Source organism: Leptospira vanthielii serovar Holland str. Waz Holland = ATCC 700522 (assembly GCF_000332455.1).
Taxonomy (GTDB): Bacteria; Spirochaetota; Leptospiria; order Leptospirales; family Leptospiraceae; genus Leptospira_A; species Leptospira_A vanthielii.
This window is the reverse complement of sequence record NZ_AOGY02000042.1, coordinates 230194-245702: the sequence shown is the minus strand read 5'-3', so window position 1 is coordinate 245702 and position 15509 is coordinate 230194. Positions and strand designations below refer to the sequence as shown.

Sequence of the window (15509 nt, the reverse complement as noted above, 5' to 3'; positions counted from 1 at the left end):
AATGAATTTATTCGTGAAGTATTTTGTTTTGGTTTGTTTTTGCACACCGTTATTGGCAGAGGAAATAAACACTACTTTTATTGGAAAATTAGCAGTAGATGGGTATGATGTTGTTGCCTATTTTAAAGAAGAAAAACCCGTTAAGGGAAATTCTAAATATCAATTCCTATGGAGAAATGCAGTTTGGAAATTCTCAACTGAAGAGAATTTGAATTTGTTTAAACAAACTCCAGAGAAATTTGCCCCGCAATACGGTGGATACTGTGCATTTGCAATGAGCGAAGGTGAAAAATATGATATTTCACCAGAGGTTTGGGATATTACTGAGGGAAAACTTTATTTAAATTATAATAAAGAAATTCAGGAACAGTGGATCAAAAATAAAAAGGAATTAATCATCAAAGCTGATCGTTATTGGAGAAAAGATGGTAAATAAAGTGATAATTATTTTGAAAACCATAATTTCTATGATTTTCTTACAGACACTATTCTTTAAGTTCAGTGCTGCACCTGAATCGGTTTATATATTTTCTTTGATTGGGATGGAGCCATACGGAAGAATCGGGTCTGGGGTTGCAGAATTTTTAGTAGTATTATTATTGGTTTGGCCACAAACCACTGTGATTGGAGCCTTCGCCTCCCTTTTCATTATATCAGTAGCACTATATTTTCATATCACAATACTCGGAATTGTTGTATTGGATGATTATGGATTGTTGTTTTTTTTGGCTCTTGTTGTGTTCATTTCATCAATTTTGATTTTATATTTTAAAAAAGATGAAGTAGTTACTTCGGTAAATCGTATATGGAAGAGGAATGGAAAACGATGAATTTTTTTTGTTTCGGATGTTTAGCTAAATTAAAAAGGGCTTCCTTCTAAGTAAGATGGCGTATGTATTTTTTACTTTATTTGAATAATGCTGATACTATTGATAGTATGCATCTTATGACACAAGAAAAGGAAACATACTCTCGCTTGATGGTGGAGGCGCAAGCTGGCAATTCTGAAGCATATCATAATTTGCTGAGTAAAATTAGCGATATTCTTTCTGGTTTTCTAGCCCGTAGAATTTATTCATTTGATGATAGGGAAGATGTTTTGCAGGAAATTCTTATTGCTATCCACAGGTCTAGACATACTTACCTTCCCACAAAACCGTTTCATCCTTGGATGTATGCAATTGCAAAAAATATACTTTATAAATATTATAAAAAAGTAAATCAACAATACTCCAGGTTTGTTGAAATCGAAATGAACCAATTGGTTAGTAATAAAGAAATCCAACCAAATGAAAAAGAAAAGGCAGATAAGATTTTGCTTTTGATTCAGGAATTACCTAAGAAGCAGAGAGATATTATCTCAATGTTGAAAATCCAGGGATTAGCAGTAAAAGAAGTTTCTTTAAAACTTCGGATGTCGGAGGCCAATGTTCGGGTCATTGCTCATAGAGGATACCAAACTATAAGGATAAAGATTAATGATGAAAACTGATGTTTTAATTGATAGACTTAGTGCAAATTTGGCACCTGTTAGGCGAGTTTTTCCGATTTCGGTAGCATATTGTTTATGGATTGGCAGTTCGTTACTTATATTAATTTCATATATTTGGTGGCGTTCTGATTTTTTCCGAATGATTCACATCCCCATATATATATACGAATTAATTCCGGCCTTCTTGGTTTTATTAATATCTGCTTATAATGCAATTCATACAAGTATTCCCGGAAATAGGAAAATCCAATATTTGTCTCTTGCCCCCATTTCGTTTTTAGTATTATGGATGTGTTTGTTGCTTTTTAGATTTTTTACTGGGATAACCTCAGATATACCAATATATAATTATCATACATGTATCAGAGATTTTCTGCTTATGAATTTGCCAACTTCGATCGGTTTGATTTATATCATACGAAGACGATACCCAATGTCCAAAAAAAATATAGGTTTTTGGATATTTACTGCGAGTGCAACAATGAGTGCTCTCGGAGAGGCATTTCTTTGCCCAAATGAAGCAGCTTCACACTTGATTCTAATACATTTGTTTCCTGTTTTCGGTTTAAGTTTATTGGGGATTTGGATCGGTAATTTTGTCTTTCATCGCGAGTTGGACTCTACGTTCTAGAAGTTAATCGTATGAACATACTTTTTTGTAGGTGGGAGTGTAAACAGGGAGCGAATAATGGAATATTGTAATACAGATAGGAAACTAGGATTAAGTCGTAAACTTGTGGTTAGACTTGCAAAAAATCAAAGTGAAATAGAAAACACTTTGGCCCTACGATATAATGTTTTTAATTTGGAGTTGGGGGAAGGTCTTTCTGAATCTCGAGAAACTCAGAAAGACCAAGATGAATATGATTATTTTTGTGATCATTTAATAGTAGAAGACCAAAATAATAATAATTCGATCGTTGGGACATATAGAATATTAAGAAGTTCTGTTGCAAAAAAAACAATTGGGTTCTATTCTGAAAATGAATTTGATTTGAGCAATTTATATCTTTTAAAAGAAGAAATTGCCGAAGTTGGTAGGAGCTGTGTTCGTAAAGATTATAGGGATGGGTCTGTAATATCTCTTCTTTGGTCAGGATTTGGCCAGTATATGAATAAACATAATATCCGTTATCTTTTTGGGTGTGGTTCGATTCATTCTATTGATCCAATTTTAGTTTCTCAAGTTTATGCTTTTTTACGTGAAAATGGCGCTCTCGTTCAGAAAGAATTAACAGTTTATCCCTCCCCAAACCATCAATTGCCTGGATTTGACTCCAATTATCATATCAATAATTTCGATTCAATTCGAAAACAGATACCCCCTTTGATTAAGGGATATGTTCGGTTAGGTGCCAAAATTTGTGGATATCCTGCTTTGGACAAAGGATTTGGAACCACCGATTTTTTTGTCCTTTTTGATAAAAATACAATCGATTATAGATATGGAACACATTATCTACGTTCAATGGAATTATAAATTGGCCAATAGAAGTTACATTAATAAACATTTATTTGTATGACATTCTCACATAAATTTCCCGTTCTATCCGAATCGAATGGCGAGCCAAAAATTCAGGCATAACAAATCCTTGTTTTTGGTATTCTGCAAAAACCAATGCTTTGGCATTATCTAAGCTGGTTTGGTCTTTCCAAGTGGCTACGGTAACGAATTGGATGTTTCCGTTTTTTTCACAAATGTAGGCTTCATCTCCCAAAAATCCATCTATGGTTTTGATAAAGTCGCGATTGACTTTCACTCGTTCTAAAAAAACTTCTTTTGCTTCTTTAGGTAAATCGAATCGATCGATAAGAATTTGATTCATTGTATCCTCTTAAGCTTTTTAGCTTCTAAAGTTTGGTTATCGAATAGGATACAATAACCGCGGGATTAAAAATTGTAAAAAATCAGAAAAAGAGGTCTTCTTACCAGTTTTGTGGGTGTTGGAAAAAAAACTTTGGTGAATCGCCCGTATAGAGTTTGAATTCTTTGTTGAAATGGGATTGGTCAAAGTAACCAGCACCGTAAGCTAGATCTGTTAAGTTGGTTTGTTCCGAATAAGCCGATATCACTGAACGAATTCTCAAAAGATTTGAATAGTGTTTCAGAGTCGTTCCTATCGAATCTTTAAATTTCTTTTCTAAGGAATCTAAACTAATCGGTAACCCTTGTTTTAAATCTCTGATTTTAATATTTCCATTTGATTTCTGAATTTTCAAAAGAGTTTGTCGGAGGATCGGATCTACCATTCTTTCCTTTTGATTTTGAAGTAAAAAATTCTCGATTAAGGAAATTCGCCCAATGTCGGATTTACAACTAAACAGTTGTTCTTCGGTATTTCGTAGTATCTGTTTTGGAATTAATTCTTCTAAACTAAGTGTTTTTCCATAGAAGTCTGAAATTGGTTCCTTAAAAAATGCACAAGCACCAATTTCTGTAAGGATGACAAGTAGGGCGGAGGAGTTTTTGGAATAAATGATCTTTCTTGCTGATTTTCTAAATCCCGCAATGCCAGCCCGAGGTAAATCATAAAGGTTATTTGATTCGAAGGAACGGAGAGTTCCTTTTAATTGAAATGATAATACAAGATGGGGGTTTGGTAGAATCCGGTTTTCGATTCCATTTTCCGATTCGATAATTAGGTATTTTTGCACGTAAGGGAGTAGTTCTGGGGAGGGGAAATAACTCAGGATTTTCATTGGCAAAGGCTGTTTTCTGAACTGACGCTGTTCAAAATATATTCAATTCAAATACAACAGCAACTAGTTTTTTCTAGGCATATACTTTGCATCCGAAACCAAGATGAAAGTGGATCTAACAACATATCTTAATGGATGGATTCCAATCCTTAGTAAATTTCTTTCGTTTGACAAATTATAGGTTTATCTCTATTCTCATTTGTGGAAAGAGAAAGAGTTAAGCGGATTGAAGCACTATCTTACGCAAGTTTTATTTGTATCCTTATTTTTTGTTAGCAGTCTGATTGTATCCTGCAAGTTTCCGAACTTAGAAAGTGGCTGTGATCCGAAATCGGACTCTTTTCGGGATTTTTACCTAGCACGGATTCTCGTGGATGATGATCGGGAGTATTGCGGTTCCGTTGCCCCTAATCGTTCTATTTGCGAAATGGACATGCTTGCAATCATCCAACCAAGGCGTTGGAAGTATGTCTCGTCGGAAATAAAAAAACAGGCCTTACTCGGATCCAACGGAGTCAGTTTCACGACTTTTACTCCTTCCTATACAGGCGCAGCAAAATGGTTAGGTGGTATCCTAACTAATGACCAAAAAATCTTCTCCATGCCTTATAACCAGTCTGATATTCTCGTCATTGATCCAGACACACATACTGCCTCAGGTTTCCCTACTGGGGTCAGCGGGTTGGCACAATGGGAAGGTGCTGTGCTCGCACCGAATGGCAAAATTTATTCCATTCCAAGAGATGCTGACCAAATCCTTGTAATCAATCCGGAAGCAAATCAAAGTTATATGATCCCATCTCCGGAAACTGGAGCTAATAAATGGCGAGGAGGGGTGCTTGCACCCAATGGTTTGATCTATGGGATCCCCAATAGCTCTAACAAAATTCTTGTGATCGACCCACAAACGGACAAAGTAAGAACCATCCCATCTCCTCTGGGACTTGGGAATATGTGGGAAGGCGGTGTTCTTGCACCTAACGGTAAGATTTATGCTTTTCCTGTTGATATTGATTATATTTTTGTCCTAGATCCTTTTTCAGAAAGAAGTTACGTGATCCCTTCTCCAATAACGGGTTTAGGGAAGTGGAGGCATGGAGTCGTTGCACCTAACGGTAAAATCTTTGCCATTCCTTCCAATGCCGCAGAATTTTTGATTATAGATCCCAATACCGATTCGATGAATTTGTGGGTATCACCCGTTGTTAATGCTGCAAAATGGCGTGGTGGTATGTTAGCTGCTGATGGTAAAATTTATACAATCCCTGCAGATATCAATGAATTCATCTCTTTTGACCCAGACACTCTAACATCTACCACATACAACTCTGGTATTTCAGGCGGAAACAAATGGGGAGATGGAGTTTTGGCACCTAACGGGAAGATATATACAATCCCTCATACAACTGATCAAATATTAGTCATCGATCCCGGTACTAATGGTAAGATCTGTGGCAATTTATTACGAAGTAGTTACTGGAATGTTTATTAATAGTATCAAAATTGATTCTTTCTAAAATTCAATTGACACTCCCCCTAAATCACATACAAAATCAGTATGCGATGGAAGGCATCTGAATTTTGGAAAAATGCATCTCCTAATGAATTATTAGATTTCTTCCAGTCTATCGAACAAGGATCAGATCTGAAATCTTTGGCTGACCATATGTTAGCGGAAGAAGAGTTTTGTGATTTGGTATTCGAGTATTTATGGCTTCTTCGCTCAGAAGAAGGTTCAAAACGGTTTTTGAATGATGATAACTTAACACCGGAACTTCTTATGAAGTTTATCTATTTTGGATATGGTAAACAGTTTTTATCAGGTAACTTCGATTCTAACGCCTATTTTTTACAAATCAGATCTTTATTTGATTCCGCACAGAGTTTGCGGATATTGTCTCTCGCTGAAGAAATGGACCGCGATCCTACACTAAAGATCCATCTTTTATCAAATTTAGATCCACAGACTTGGGAAGCTTACTTCGATATATTAGAAGGAAAGAATATGACAATGCAGGCCTTACTTGGAATTTTTTCGAATCTTCGCGAAAATGAAATTCGTAAAATACTTTTGAACAGCCATACTCTGTATTATTATTTACGTATGATGATGGTTTCAGGAATCAAAAAAGGTGTGGATCAAACCGAAAAAGAAATGGAAAATCGAGTTCGATTGGAATCAATTTTGGATTCGATACATGTATGGGAAACATTCTGTCAAGGATTGGGAGAAAGATTCGATTTTAAATCTGAAGCAACTTTATCACCTAACAAAAGAAATCCGGATCGGTTGTCGTTAGTATTGCGAGAATTAAAAAAACTTCCAGCTCAAGACAGAGGAGATGTTTTGGTATACATGCGTGGGAATGGGGCCGTATTAGATGTGTGGGAGGAAACAACGATTCTGTCCGCACTGGGTAATTTTGACCGGGTGGGTAAATACTTCTAAAATCCTTTAATTTTTAGGTTTTTCTTTCGTACTTGCCCTTGTGTTTTTTCGCTATCGCTGTTTTTTCTATAATTTTACATCTAATTCGAAATACAATTTTGCATAATCTATCGTTTCTTTCGTCTTCTCCTAAGTGTTGAGGATCGCAAATGCAAGTATTGGTTTATGAGTTTTGGAAAAAAAGTTCACCTCAACATGCCAAAGATTCTTTTGAGTTTCTTTTAACGGACCCTAATCTTCAAGACTATTTAGAAATTCTTTTCGAGGTGGAAGAGCTTGTTGAGTATTTCTGCAGTTATTGTTGGATACTTAGAGAGGAAGATGTTTTAAAAGAGTTAATCAACCACAAATTTATGCCTTCGAATCTAATCTGTAAGGCTGTCTATTATGGTTTTGGAAAATATATCAAAACAGGAAATATCACTCCTGATTATTATTTTTCGATATGGGCCAAAATTATTAATTCAGAGAAAAGTTTAGAGTTATTGCTTTCCGAACCTCTCGTGGGAAAGGATGTCACTTTTCAATTAAATTTACTTAGTAATTTGAATGCAAAACAATGGGAGGAGTATTTTGAATCTTCGGGAACAACGGAACAAAATACGGATTCTTTCCTTCGTATATTTGAGAAAATTGATTCTATTCATTGTAAACGATTGTTATATCGAAATCCAAATTTGTATCAATACTTGCGAATGTTAGTTGTGTTTGATCAAAAAGAGTCTGTTCCTGGTTTTTTATTTCAATTGGAAAGTAATCTAAAAACAATTCATCGATGGGAGGAGTATGCAAATAAAAAACTTAAAGAATTTTCTCCCAAAGACGAAAGAGAAAAATCGCCAAGTCGTCGGAATGTCAATCGGTTGGCAGATATTCTAAGAGATGGCCTTTTTATTGCCGATGTTTCCGATCGATTGGACTTTATCGAATACTTAATGATTCGTGAAGTCATTGTTGATGAACAAGAAATGGACATTATTCGCCAATTTGTAGGGTTATCAGAGACAAATTCAAATTTTGAAACAAAATTTTCCTCTATCTTGTATTGTTCCCTGGATTTACCTAAAACAAAAATTGTTGGTACTTTGGAAGGTCACAGTTCCAAAGTGAACCCAACATTGATTTGACGGAACGGACCAGGTTGTATTCCAGTTGGTAGTCTTCCGGAAACATATTGTTTGTCCTGGATGTTTTTTGCGTTAATAAATACTGACCATTTATCAGGGGATCGATATCCTAAACTAGTATTCCATAGTTCCACTTTCGGTATGATCCCTTTATTGCCATCTTCTGATTCGTCTTTTGTGTTTAATAAATCAGAATATTGTTTTCCAATGTATTGGTATTCCAATCGACCATAATATCCTTGTGGGGAAGAGACACTTACGGCTGTTGTAATTGTTTCTTTTGGTACGTAAGGTAGATAATTTCCTGTTGTATCGGTGGGTAAATACTGATAGTTATTTACCGTATATGCAGGTAAAAACTCTACAATCTCTTTTCCGTCACTAGTTTGTGATACAGGAAATGGATTGAAACTTCTGGTTTTTGCTTCAATGCGAGAGTATATTAGTTCGATGGGGACTCGCCACTCTGATTTTTGCATTTTTGCAGGATCCCAAACAATAACAGATTCTCCTCCAGTATGTGTCGAATAACCAGTATTTGCTGGTCTAATTCCATATTCTCCGCCCACTTCATTTACGTTAATGATTTGGTCTCGGAAATACATTTTGTATCCAACAAGTTCAGTATACAAATAGGAAGTAAGATCACCCCTGATTCCCGTTTCATAGTTTGTGGAGGTTTCTGGTTTTAGGCGGTAGTCATTACCTTGCGGACTGAATGAAGTTCCAAAAGTTGGCGGTGAAAAACCTTTGTGAACACCGGAAAACCATATAATTTTTTTTGTAATATCATAGGTGATTCCAAGTCCAGGTAGGATGATTTGAGTTCTCGATTCGCTAGAACTTCTGCGGTTAACGGATACATCATTCGGTAATACTGCACCTAATCTGTAGTCTTCGGCTGTTGCTTGCCTTCTTGTCGTAATGGCTTTTTGTCTTACTTCTTCATAACGCACTCCTGGTATCAATTTCCAGTTTTCGGAAAGTTGGATTCGGTCCTGAAAGTAGGCCGAAAATGCTTCAATTTTTCGTTCTTGTCTATTAAGATTAAAATTAGGAAGGGAAGGTTGTACTAGATTGTTTGCCAAGGAATCTTCTTGAATGATTGTTTTGGAAAGATAACCCAAAGGATCATCTGTCTTTTTTACATTGGTTTGCGTTAAATTGTTTTCCCCATGAATTCGAACACCAATGTCTGTTTCATGTTTGAGTCCAAAGGTAGAAAATTTTGATTCAAGTTTGGTTTCTATACCACCTACCATAAACGATTGATCGCGACTCGTAAAGGAATCTCTCATATAAATGGCATCACCCGGACGATTTCCGATAATACCCGGTGAATAGGTACGGAGTGTATCTAAAGGAGCATTTAGATAACCACCAGTAGTCGTTTTTCCAGATATAAAATCTTGGCGGGCCCAATTTCTTTCTGCTTGAGAAAAATAGCCACGAATGATAAGCGTATGGTCATCGGATAGTTTCCAATTATGAGAAATAATCGATTGATTTCTATTCAATTGTTTTTCATCAAATTCAGCAGGATTGATTTTCGGATCTAAACGAAATAATCCTTGAGATAAACCTAAATAAGTTGATTGTGCATTTTGGACATGATACCCTAATTTAATTGTTGTACTATGGTTTTCATTCCAATCTTGAATCCATTTGACATTTCCCTCTGTAACATCAAAGTTTTGATAATTTCGAAATCCATTTCCTTGTTTTCTCAGTAACGATACTTCGAAAGCACTTGATCCAAAACTTTTTCCATAAGAATTATAAGTGGAGAGGTAGCCGTTTTCTCCTCCTACGTTTTTTGTATAGAAGGTGGATTCAGCTGGCGGACGTTTGGTGACAAAGTTGACAATCCCTCCAATTGTATTTGGTCCATATAAAATGGATCCTGAACCTTTGATGATTTCAATCCTTTCCATTCTTTCAATGGAAGGGGAATAATAACTTTCGGGTTGGCCATAAGGAGAGAGGGATGTTAAAATTCCATCTTCTAAGATAAGAGTTTTTCTTGACTCTTCGTTACTCACCCCCCTAAAACCAATGTTTGGTGTAAGGCCAGCCGCATCTTGGAACCGAACACTAGCACCAGGAGACCTTCGAAGTGCTTCCATCGGATCTGTGGGGGAAGCTTCTTCGAGATACTTTTTGTCGATAATGTAAGCTGATCCTGGGATTTTTTTTAGGTCTTCTTTTTTATTCCCTATGACATGAATCCCTTCACTTTTTTGAGGTTTTGATTCTTGTTCTTCTGTATTGTTTTGGGCTAGGATATCTATGTTACTAGTGAACATTAGGAAGAACAGAACGAATGAGCGTAAGTTTCGAAAAATCATCGAATGAGTCCTTTTAAGGGAAAGAAGTTTATCTTGATCTTGGTTAGATCTTCGTTAGGTGAAAATAGGGGGCGAGCCGGTTTGCCATTGATAGAAACGTTTGACTGGACAAATACGGGTACATCCTTTGTTCCCGATTTTTCGTATTCCTTTTGTTGTAAGTAATTTGCAAACTGCACGATATGTTCGGGTTGGATGGTCATCATTCTATATTGGTAATCTGTTAGTATTTCTTTGGGGTCAATGGGTTTGTTTTGAATCCAGAAAACTGCGGAACCAACTTTGTCTGCAACCATCACTTGCCAAGAATATTTGATGGCTTCCTCGGTCCAAATCACTTGTCCAGGATACAGTATATGTCTAAACGGAATCGTAACCTGTAACGTAAGATAGGTGATTAAAAGATACTCTTTGAAACCAAGTATATCTTTTACTGGTCTCTTTTTGAAGTCCATTTTTGGATTTTCTGTTTCGACCTTTATCTTTTTTATTTTCTCAATGATTGTTCTCGGCCAGTCTGGTGCAAAAAATATCAAAGAAGAAAGGCTCATCACAATCGGAAATATTCCTATTGGAAACAAAAACGATGTAAAGGAATGGAAAAAAAGAACAACAAACCAAGCTGGTAACCGAAATCGTTTTGTGCAGAGTAAAATTGGAATGGATAAATCAAAAATAACTCCAATCCAAGAGAAAACAAATGCAGTAATAGGAAGACCGAGGATGGGATCAAGTAGGGGAAATTTTCCTTCCGATTGGTACAACCAAAGTTTTAGTGGAAGTGCTTCAAATAACCAGTCCGGTTGGAGTTTGGCAATCCCTCCAAAAAAATACACAAGTCCCATCTGCAAACGAAAAACATACAACCAAAGTTTTGGAATAGGATTTGTGTTTTGTATCCAATCTCGCCATCGTAAGGTTGGGTAGTTGGATTTACTGACAGGTGATAACCATAACAAAAAACCGAGAAGAGACACTAAATAATAATGATTCAAATAGATAGTTGCATCTGAAAAATGAAACCATGTAAATCCTATCGTAAATACTAATAGATTGATTCTTAAATAATATCCCAGAAAAATTCCAAAGGCAGTTATAAATAACATCCCAAATAAAAGATAAGTAAATACCGGAGGAAGTGGATGGATCCATTCCCAACCAAAATGTTTAAAGAAAAAGGTTGGTTTGATGAAGTAAGTATGAATCCACCCATAATAGAAATATCTAAAGATCAGAATCGTCGTTGCAAATCCGTATCCAATTCGGAAAAAATGGAGTGAAAGCGAAGGAACAGGTTGTAACAAATGTTTAATCGCCATCGTTCGAACTAACTCCGATGGTTCCACCTAGTGAACTGATCACTTCTGTGCTAATCAATATTCTTAGTTTTTTAAACTCAGCTAACATAAGTTCCACATCACTGTTACCAGTCGTAATTGCATTTTGGAATGTTCCATATTTTGATTTTAAAGAGGTAACAGATGCAGTTGTGACTCGGATTTGTTCTTTTAGTCTTGGAACTACTGTTTCGCTTCGGAGGCCCAGAAATTTATAAAACCCCGCTTCTCCAATTTCTGAGAAACCTTGGAGACTTTGCAAAAGAGAATCCAATGATAAGTTTGCATAAGGTGTCTCTACTTTAGTGATATCTTTTACACCTAGGTTGGTCGCTCGTAATCCGGAAGGTTCTGCAATTTTTATATCAACGATGGTATTACAAAAAAATACCATCTGGTTTGTGATTTCCGTGAGTCCGTCTTTCGTATTGGGATAGTCACGACTACCCTTTCCGGCATTCGTAAAGGAAAAATAGAAAGACGAACTTCTTGATTTATCCCATTGAAAAATCAGTAATCCCGTCTGGTTTTTTATATCTTGGATGAGTTTTGTTAAGTATGTTCTTCGATTAACATCAGCAAAAGCTGTGTTGGTTGTGGCGACATTATCTTTAAAAAGTAAATATTCAACTGCATCCAAACCATCCACTCTTAATCCATTTGGCGCTGAATTTGATGTGATTTTCGATTCAATGGATGTTGGGTCAATAGGGAAGGCTCTGGAAAAACTATCCAAGTACAAATAGACATTGTTAGGAATGTTAGCCGGTCCAAAATACGCCCACTCAATTTGTTTGTAAGCTAAATAGGTTTCGGTCCAAGTGTTTCTGACTAAAGTTAAATTAGTGGCATCAGGGTTTGCTGTATAGGTTGCGGCAGAGGTCTGTAATGATGAAACTTTATTATCTAAGTTCGTATACTTGGGAATGATTAAGTTGTTAGAAATATCTAACAACAGGTTTGATGTTGTATATGTTTTTAGATACGTATCTACCAATCCTAAAATTTGTGCTTTTTTAGAAGCATTGTCTGATGGACTTCCGCAGTTCAACAACAGAATATAGAAACCGTAAATTAGAAATTTAGTATGGAATTGTTTTGGTTTCATAAGGATTTAAGGAAACTAATTACCTTAGCCCGTGATAGTTTTGGTAACTGTTTGTATTTGTTTTTAATTTGTTCTGCTTCGCCACCATGCCATAGAATGGCTTCTTGGACACCTCTCGCTCTTCCATCATGTAACAAAAGTTCGTGGCCATTAACTCGTTCAACAAGACCAAGTCCCCAAAGTGGAGTGGTTCGCCATTCATTCCCGGTTGCTAAAAAATCGGAACGGAAGTCACTCAGTCCATCTCCCATATCGTGTAAGAGTAAATCGGTATATGGTCTGATTTCTTGGTTAGCAACTTCACTTATCGAATGGTCTCCCGTTTTAATTCTAGGAATATGGCAGGAAGAACACCCGATTTCTATAAACAGTTCTTTTCCTTTCCTTACTTCATCGTTTTTCCAATTCCTTCTACCTGGAACACTCACCAAACTTGTATAGAAAGTAACTCTTGATAAACGATCACTTGAAATTTCTGGATTAGTTCCATTCCCGGAAGGACTTGCGGTACAAACAGTTTGTCCTGTAGCGCAGTTTTCCGTTGGAAAAACGGGAGTTGTGAGTCCAATATCGCCGAGAAAGGCACTGGCATTTTGATGGTTTAAATTGGGTTGGTTTGCCTTCCATCCGAACCTTCCGATAAATGCTTTTGCTTGTGTTGTATCCCAAACAAGGTTTGGTTTTCCTGAAATTCCGTCTCCATTTGAGTCTGATACATCTGCAAAGGACCGAATGGTAGATTCGGGAATGGCTTCGAGTAACCCAAGGCCTGGAACCATTGGTGCGGTTCTTGGAGAAATAAAATAAGTGCCGGCAGCGTTAGTTGTTGGGTGGTAAGGTTGTCCCGGATTTGCCACGTTGATTTGAGTGGCACCACCTCCGACATTCCAAGTGATCGCATAACTTGGCTTACGTAGTGAGTAAGTTTCACCATCGGGAAAACTTCCCACCTCTTCGGTATAAGTGATGGTAACGGTTCCTTCTTTTGGGATCTGTGTTCCCGTTCCGTATTCTAAAATTCCTTCTGTATTCAGTTGGGTTCCAAAATTAGTCATAGCAACGGGGCCTCCCGTGGTTGGGTTTACGCCGGCGGCGCTCAAACGAATGAGCATAGAGGCAAGACTCGTTCCATCAGCCGGAGGTCTACCGCGTCCATCTTTAACATGGCAACCTTGGCAAGAGCGATTGTTAAATACTGGCCCAAGCCCTGCCACAGAAGAATTTCCAGCAGGAAGCCAAGTTCGATTGAAGTTAGCGTTTCCATCTTGGAAGTCAATGGAGCGTTTTGAATCAACCACATTTGCAGCTTCTAAATCAAAGGCAGACTCAGTGGAGTCAAAGGTGGTAGTGTCTCCACCGCTATACTGTTCACAAGGATCGTTTAAAAAATCTCCCGAAGAACAGGAGGAAGAGGATAAAATGGCAGCAAGGATAAGAGCAGTTGTCGTGTCATCGTTCGATTTTTTTTTGCAATTGAAAACGAGAAAGAGAATAGAAAATAGGATAAGGTGTTTTGACTTCATTTTTTTATATTTTTGTTTATTGGAGAACTAAACCATCGTCCCCAATGGAGAATCCAAAATTAGCAGCAGACCTTTGGAGTGCTTTTGCTATTTCTTGAACTGCTGGTTGGATGTTGTATCGGAAAATTTTATAATCGTCACTTTGTGTCGAATTGACAGTCGCAATCATTGTATCAAAACGGCTCGCAATGATGGAACTGTTACAAGTTTGGTTCAAAGAAGCAGTCTCTTGAAATTCATTCAGGCAAAATCGTTCTGCTGTGACTATCCTTTCACCGATGTAATTTGACTCACCACCCAGTAGATTTTTTAAACCATAACCGCTAATGGTTTTAGAACCAGTATAAGAACCATGAAAAAGATTTTCTAATCCTTTAGCATCATAGTAAAAATCAGCTTTGGTATTGTCGGAGAAACAAGAATGTTCTTCTTCTTGTTCACCACCAAACACTCCAGTCATCCTTTCACCTCCCCATTCTCCACCAGAAAATCTGGCAATCCCACGAATGACATTTTCAAAGGATGTGGAACTAACTTTGAACTTAGTAACATAGGTAGTGGAATGCGAAGGATCCCAAGCATTTTTCAACTGAAGGAGTTGGCTCTCCAAAATCTCTGTGGCATACAATAGATAGGCGGAACGTTTTGCAGCTGCATTTCCACTTCCATTGGCTGTAGTAAAGTTGGCTTCAGTGATCGAAGATCCTGGTGTAGCATTGCCTGCTGTATCGGGTCCCCACAGAAGGTATTCAATGGCATGCCAACCCACAGAAATATTTTTGGCTGTATCCCCATCGGGGCAAGTCCCACCAGTACAATCTCCTCCATTGGCATCAATTAATCCTTGTTTTGTGATTGTGTTGGTAAGGATCACTGTATCAATGTATCCTTCATCTAGAGGCCATGCGTTCATCAATGGCTCTAGTTCCACACCGTTTGTAAGCGCCGGGTTGTCGATGGGACCTTTGCTAAAACGAAAAACTTCCGTTTGTAAATAACTACGTCTGGCCTTTCTCCATTCCGTTTTTACGGCCGATAGGGCAGCCGCGGTTGGCGAGGCTACGGTTGTGAGGGCAGTTACCTTTTCTCGAAGGGCCACCACGTCTGTATATGCATCACTGTAGTTTTGGAAGGCAATTTGGGAGTAGGTATCTAAAAAAGCGGACTGGCTTGGAGCATTCGCCGCCAAGGCTAAGGCCGCCGCCAATAGATTTTTTTCAGAATTATCTGTTTTGGGAGTACAATCGCTCAGCAAAAGGCCGAAGGATAGTGCGGAGGTAAGAATTCGCATCGATGTCATTGGGGGAAGTTCTCCTTGCGAGTGAGATTAGTTCTCATTATTATTTAAACAACGTTCATCTAGGGGCCTTTCCGTGCAAATGGTTTTATTTGGGTTTGGGTTGATATATATCAGGAACGTTCGTT

The 15509-nt window shown here is 37.5% G+C and carries 15 protein-coding genes; 8 read left to right on the top strand and 7 right to left on the bottom strand.

The annotated features are described in order from the left end of the window. Position 1 precedes the first annotated feature (1 nt). The 5 genes from LEP1GSC199_RS10160 (at position 2) to LEP1GSC199_RS10140 (ending at position 2972) form a co-directional block, all read left to right on the top strand. On the top strand, positions 2–436 hold the full coding sequence (locus LEP1GSC199_RS10160) for a YHS domain-containing (seleno)protein (protein WP_002981631.1): 435 nt from the start codon (positions 2–4) through the stop codon (positions 434–436). Positions 437–449: 13 nt separating this feature from the next. Continuing rightward, positions 450–830: a DoxX family protein gene (locus LEP1GSC199_RS10155; RefSeq protein ID WP_198288774.1), complete on the top strand. Its 381-nt coding sequence runs from the start codon at positions 450–452 to the stop codon at positions 828–830. A gap of 62 nt (positions 831–892) precedes the next feature. Then, the gene (locus LEP1GSC199_RS10150) at positions 893–1492 is read left to right on the top strand and encodes a sigma-70 family RNA polymerase sigma factor (protein ID WP_051999751.1); all 600 of its coding nucleotides are present in this window, start codon (positions 893–895) and stop codon (positions 1490–1492) included. Next, on the top strand, positions 1479–2123 hold the full coding sequence (locus LEP1GSC199_RS22295) for an NrsF family protein (protein WP_039926508.1): 645 nt from the start codon (positions 1479–1481) through the stop codon (positions 2121–2123). The genes LEP1GSC199_RS10150 and LEP1GSC199_RS22295 overlap by 14 nt, the downstream gene beginning before the upstream one ends. A gap of 57 nt (positions 2124–2180) precedes the next feature. Next, positions 2181–2972, top strand: coding sequence for a GNAT family N-acetyltransferase (locus LEP1GSC199_RS10140; RefSeq protein ID WP_002981216.1), 792 nt, complete (start codon positions 2181–2183; stop codon positions 2970–2972). Positions 2973–3003: 31 nt separating this feature from the next. On the opposite strand, the gene LEP1GSC199_RS10135 is transcribed toward LEP1GSC199_RS10140, so the two are convergent. Both LEP1GSC199_RS10135 and LEP1GSC199_RS10130 read right to left on the bottom strand, forming a co-directional pair. Further along, complete coding sequence (locus LEP1GSC199_RS10135; RefSeq protein ID WP_002981482.1) at positions 3004–3318, bottom strand: antibiotic biosynthesis monooxygenase family protein; 315 nt, start codon at positions 3316–3318, stop codon at positions 3004–3006. Positions 3319–3418: 100 nt separating this feature from the next. After that, the gene (locus LEP1GSC199_RS10130; RefSeq protein ID WP_002981242.1) at positions 3419–4192 is read right to left on the bottom strand and encodes a helix-turn-helix domain-containing protein; all 774 of its coding nucleotides are present in this window, start codon (positions 4190–4192) and stop codon (positions 3419–3421) included. Positions 4193–4418: 226 nt separating this feature from the next. On the opposite strand from LEP1GSC199_RS10130, the gene LEP1GSC199_RS10125 reads away from it, so the two are divergent. The 3 genes from LEP1GSC199_RS10125 to LEP1GSC199_RS10115 all read left to right on the top strand — a co-directional run bounded on the left by LEP1GSC199_RS10125 (position 4419) and on the right by LEP1GSC199_RS10115 (position 7768). After that, positions 4419–5684: an NHL repeat-containing protein gene (locus LEP1GSC199_RS10125; protein WP_039926540.1), complete on the top strand. Its 1266-nt coding sequence runs from the start codon at positions 4419–4421 to the stop codon at positions 5682–5684. 66 nt (positions 5685–5750) lie between these two features. After that, complete coding sequence (locus LEP1GSC199_RS10120) at positions 5751–6641, top strand: LBF_1199 family protein (RefSeq protein WP_002981672.1); 891 nt, start codon at positions 5751–5753, stop codon at positions 6639–6641. A 149-nt stretch (positions 6642–6790) separates the two neighbouring features. Then, complete coding sequence (locus tag LEP1GSC199_RS10115; RefSeq protein ID WP_002981455.1) at positions 6791–7768, top strand: LBF_1199 family protein; 978 nt, start codon at positions 6791–6793, stop codon at positions 7766–7768. Here the strand turns inward: LEP1GSC199_RS10115 and LEP1GSC199_RS10110 are convergent. From LEP1GSC199_RS10110 to LEP1GSC199_RS10090, 5 genes are read right to left on the bottom strand one after another with little or no spacing between them, the layout of a single operon-like run. After that, positions 7735–10074: a TonB-dependent receptor family protein gene (locus LEP1GSC199_RS10110; protein ID WP_002981423.1), complete on the bottom strand. Its 2340-nt coding sequence runs from the start codon at positions 10072–10074 to the stop codon at positions 7735–7737. The genes LEP1GSC199_RS10115 and LEP1GSC199_RS10110 overlap by 34 nt on opposite strands. A gap of 38 nt (positions 10075–10112) precedes the next feature. Next, complete coding sequence (locus LEP1GSC199_RS10105) at positions 10113–11435, bottom strand: HTTM domain-containing protein (protein WP_002981568.1); 1323 nt, start codon at positions 11433–11435, stop codon at positions 10113–10115. Continuing rightward, a complete protein-coding gene (locus tag LEP1GSC199_RS10100; RefSeq protein WP_039926506.1) occupies positions 11425–12561 on the bottom strand; it encodes an imelysin family protein in 1137 nt (378 codons plus the stop codon). The genes LEP1GSC199_RS10105 and LEP1GSC199_RS10100 overlap by 11 nt, the downstream gene beginning before the upstream one ends. After that, positions 12558–14084 carry a di-heme oxidoreductase family protein gene (locus LEP1GSC199_RS10095; protein ID WP_002981649.1) on the bottom strand — a complete coding sequence of 509 codons (1527 nt, stop codon included), beginning with the start codon at positions 14082–14084 and terminating at the stop codon, positions 12558–12560. The genes LEP1GSC199_RS10100 and LEP1GSC199_RS10095 overlap by 4 nt, the downstream gene beginning before the upstream one ends. A 16-nt stretch (positions 14085–14100) precedes the next feature. Next, positions 14101–15384, bottom strand: a complete 1284-nt coding sequence (locus LEP1GSC199_RS10090) for an imelysin family protein (protein ID WP_002981592.1) — start codon at positions 15382–15384, stop codon at positions 14101–14103. Positions 15385–15509 lie beyond the last annotated feature (125 nt).

Excerpts from the sequence above, each read along its gene's own strand:
- LEP1GSC199_RS10160 (WP_002981631.1), top strand. The coding sequence starts at position 2 with ATGAATTTATTCGTGAAGTATTTTGTTTTGGTTTGTTTTTGCACACCG.
- LEP1GSC199_RS10150 (WP_051999751.1), top strand. The coding sequence starts at position 893 with ATGTATTTTTTACTTTATTTGAATAATGCTGATACTATTGATAGTATG.
- LEP1GSC199_RS22295 (WP_039926508.1), top strand. The coding sequence starts at position 1,479 with ATGATGAAAACTGATGTTTTAATTGATAGACTTAGTGCAAATTTGGCA.
- LEP1GSC199_RS10140 (WP_002981216.1), top strand. The coding sequence starts at position 2,181 with ATGGAATATTGTAATACAGATAGGAAACTAGGATTAAGTCGTAAACTT.
- LEP1GSC199_RS10135 (WP_002981482.1), bottom strand. The coding sequence starts at position 3,318 with ATGAATCAAATTCTTATCGATCGATTCGATTTACCTAAAGAAGCAAAA.
- LEP1GSC199_RS10130 (WP_002981242.1), bottom strand. The coding sequence starts at position 4,192 with ATGAAAATCCTGAGTTATTTCCCCTCCCCAGAACTACTCCCTTACGTG.
- LEP1GSC199_RS10120 (WP_002981672.1), top strand. The coding sequence starts at position 5,751 with ATGCGATGGAAGGCATCTGAATTTTGGAAAAATGCATCTCCTAATGAA.
- LEP1GSC199_RS10115 (WP_002981455.1), top strand. The coding sequence starts at position 6,791 with ATGCAAGTATTGGTTTATGAGTTTTGGAAAAAAAGTTCACCTCAACAT.
- LEP1GSC199_RS10110 (WP_002981423.1), bottom strand. The coding sequence starts at position 10,074 with ATGTTCACTAGTAACATAGATATCCTAGCCCAAAACAATACAGAAGAA.
- LEP1GSC199_RS10105 (WP_002981568.1), bottom strand. The coding sequence starts at position 11,435 with ATGGCGATTAAACATTTGTTACAACCTGTTCCTTCGCTTTCACTCCAT.
- LEP1GSC199_RS10100 (WP_039926506.1), bottom strand. The coding sequence starts at position 12,561 with ATGAAACCAAAACAATTCCATACTAAATTTCTAATTTACGGTTTCTAT.
- LEP1GSC199_RS10095 (WP_002981649.1), bottom strand. The coding sequence starts at position 14,084 with ATGAAGTCAAAACACCTTATCCTATTTTCTATTCTCTTTCTCGTTTTC.
- LEP1GSC199_RS10090 (WP_002981592.1), bottom strand. The coding sequence starts at position 15,384 with ATGACATCGATGCGAATTCTTACCTCCGCACTATCCTTCGGCCTTTTG.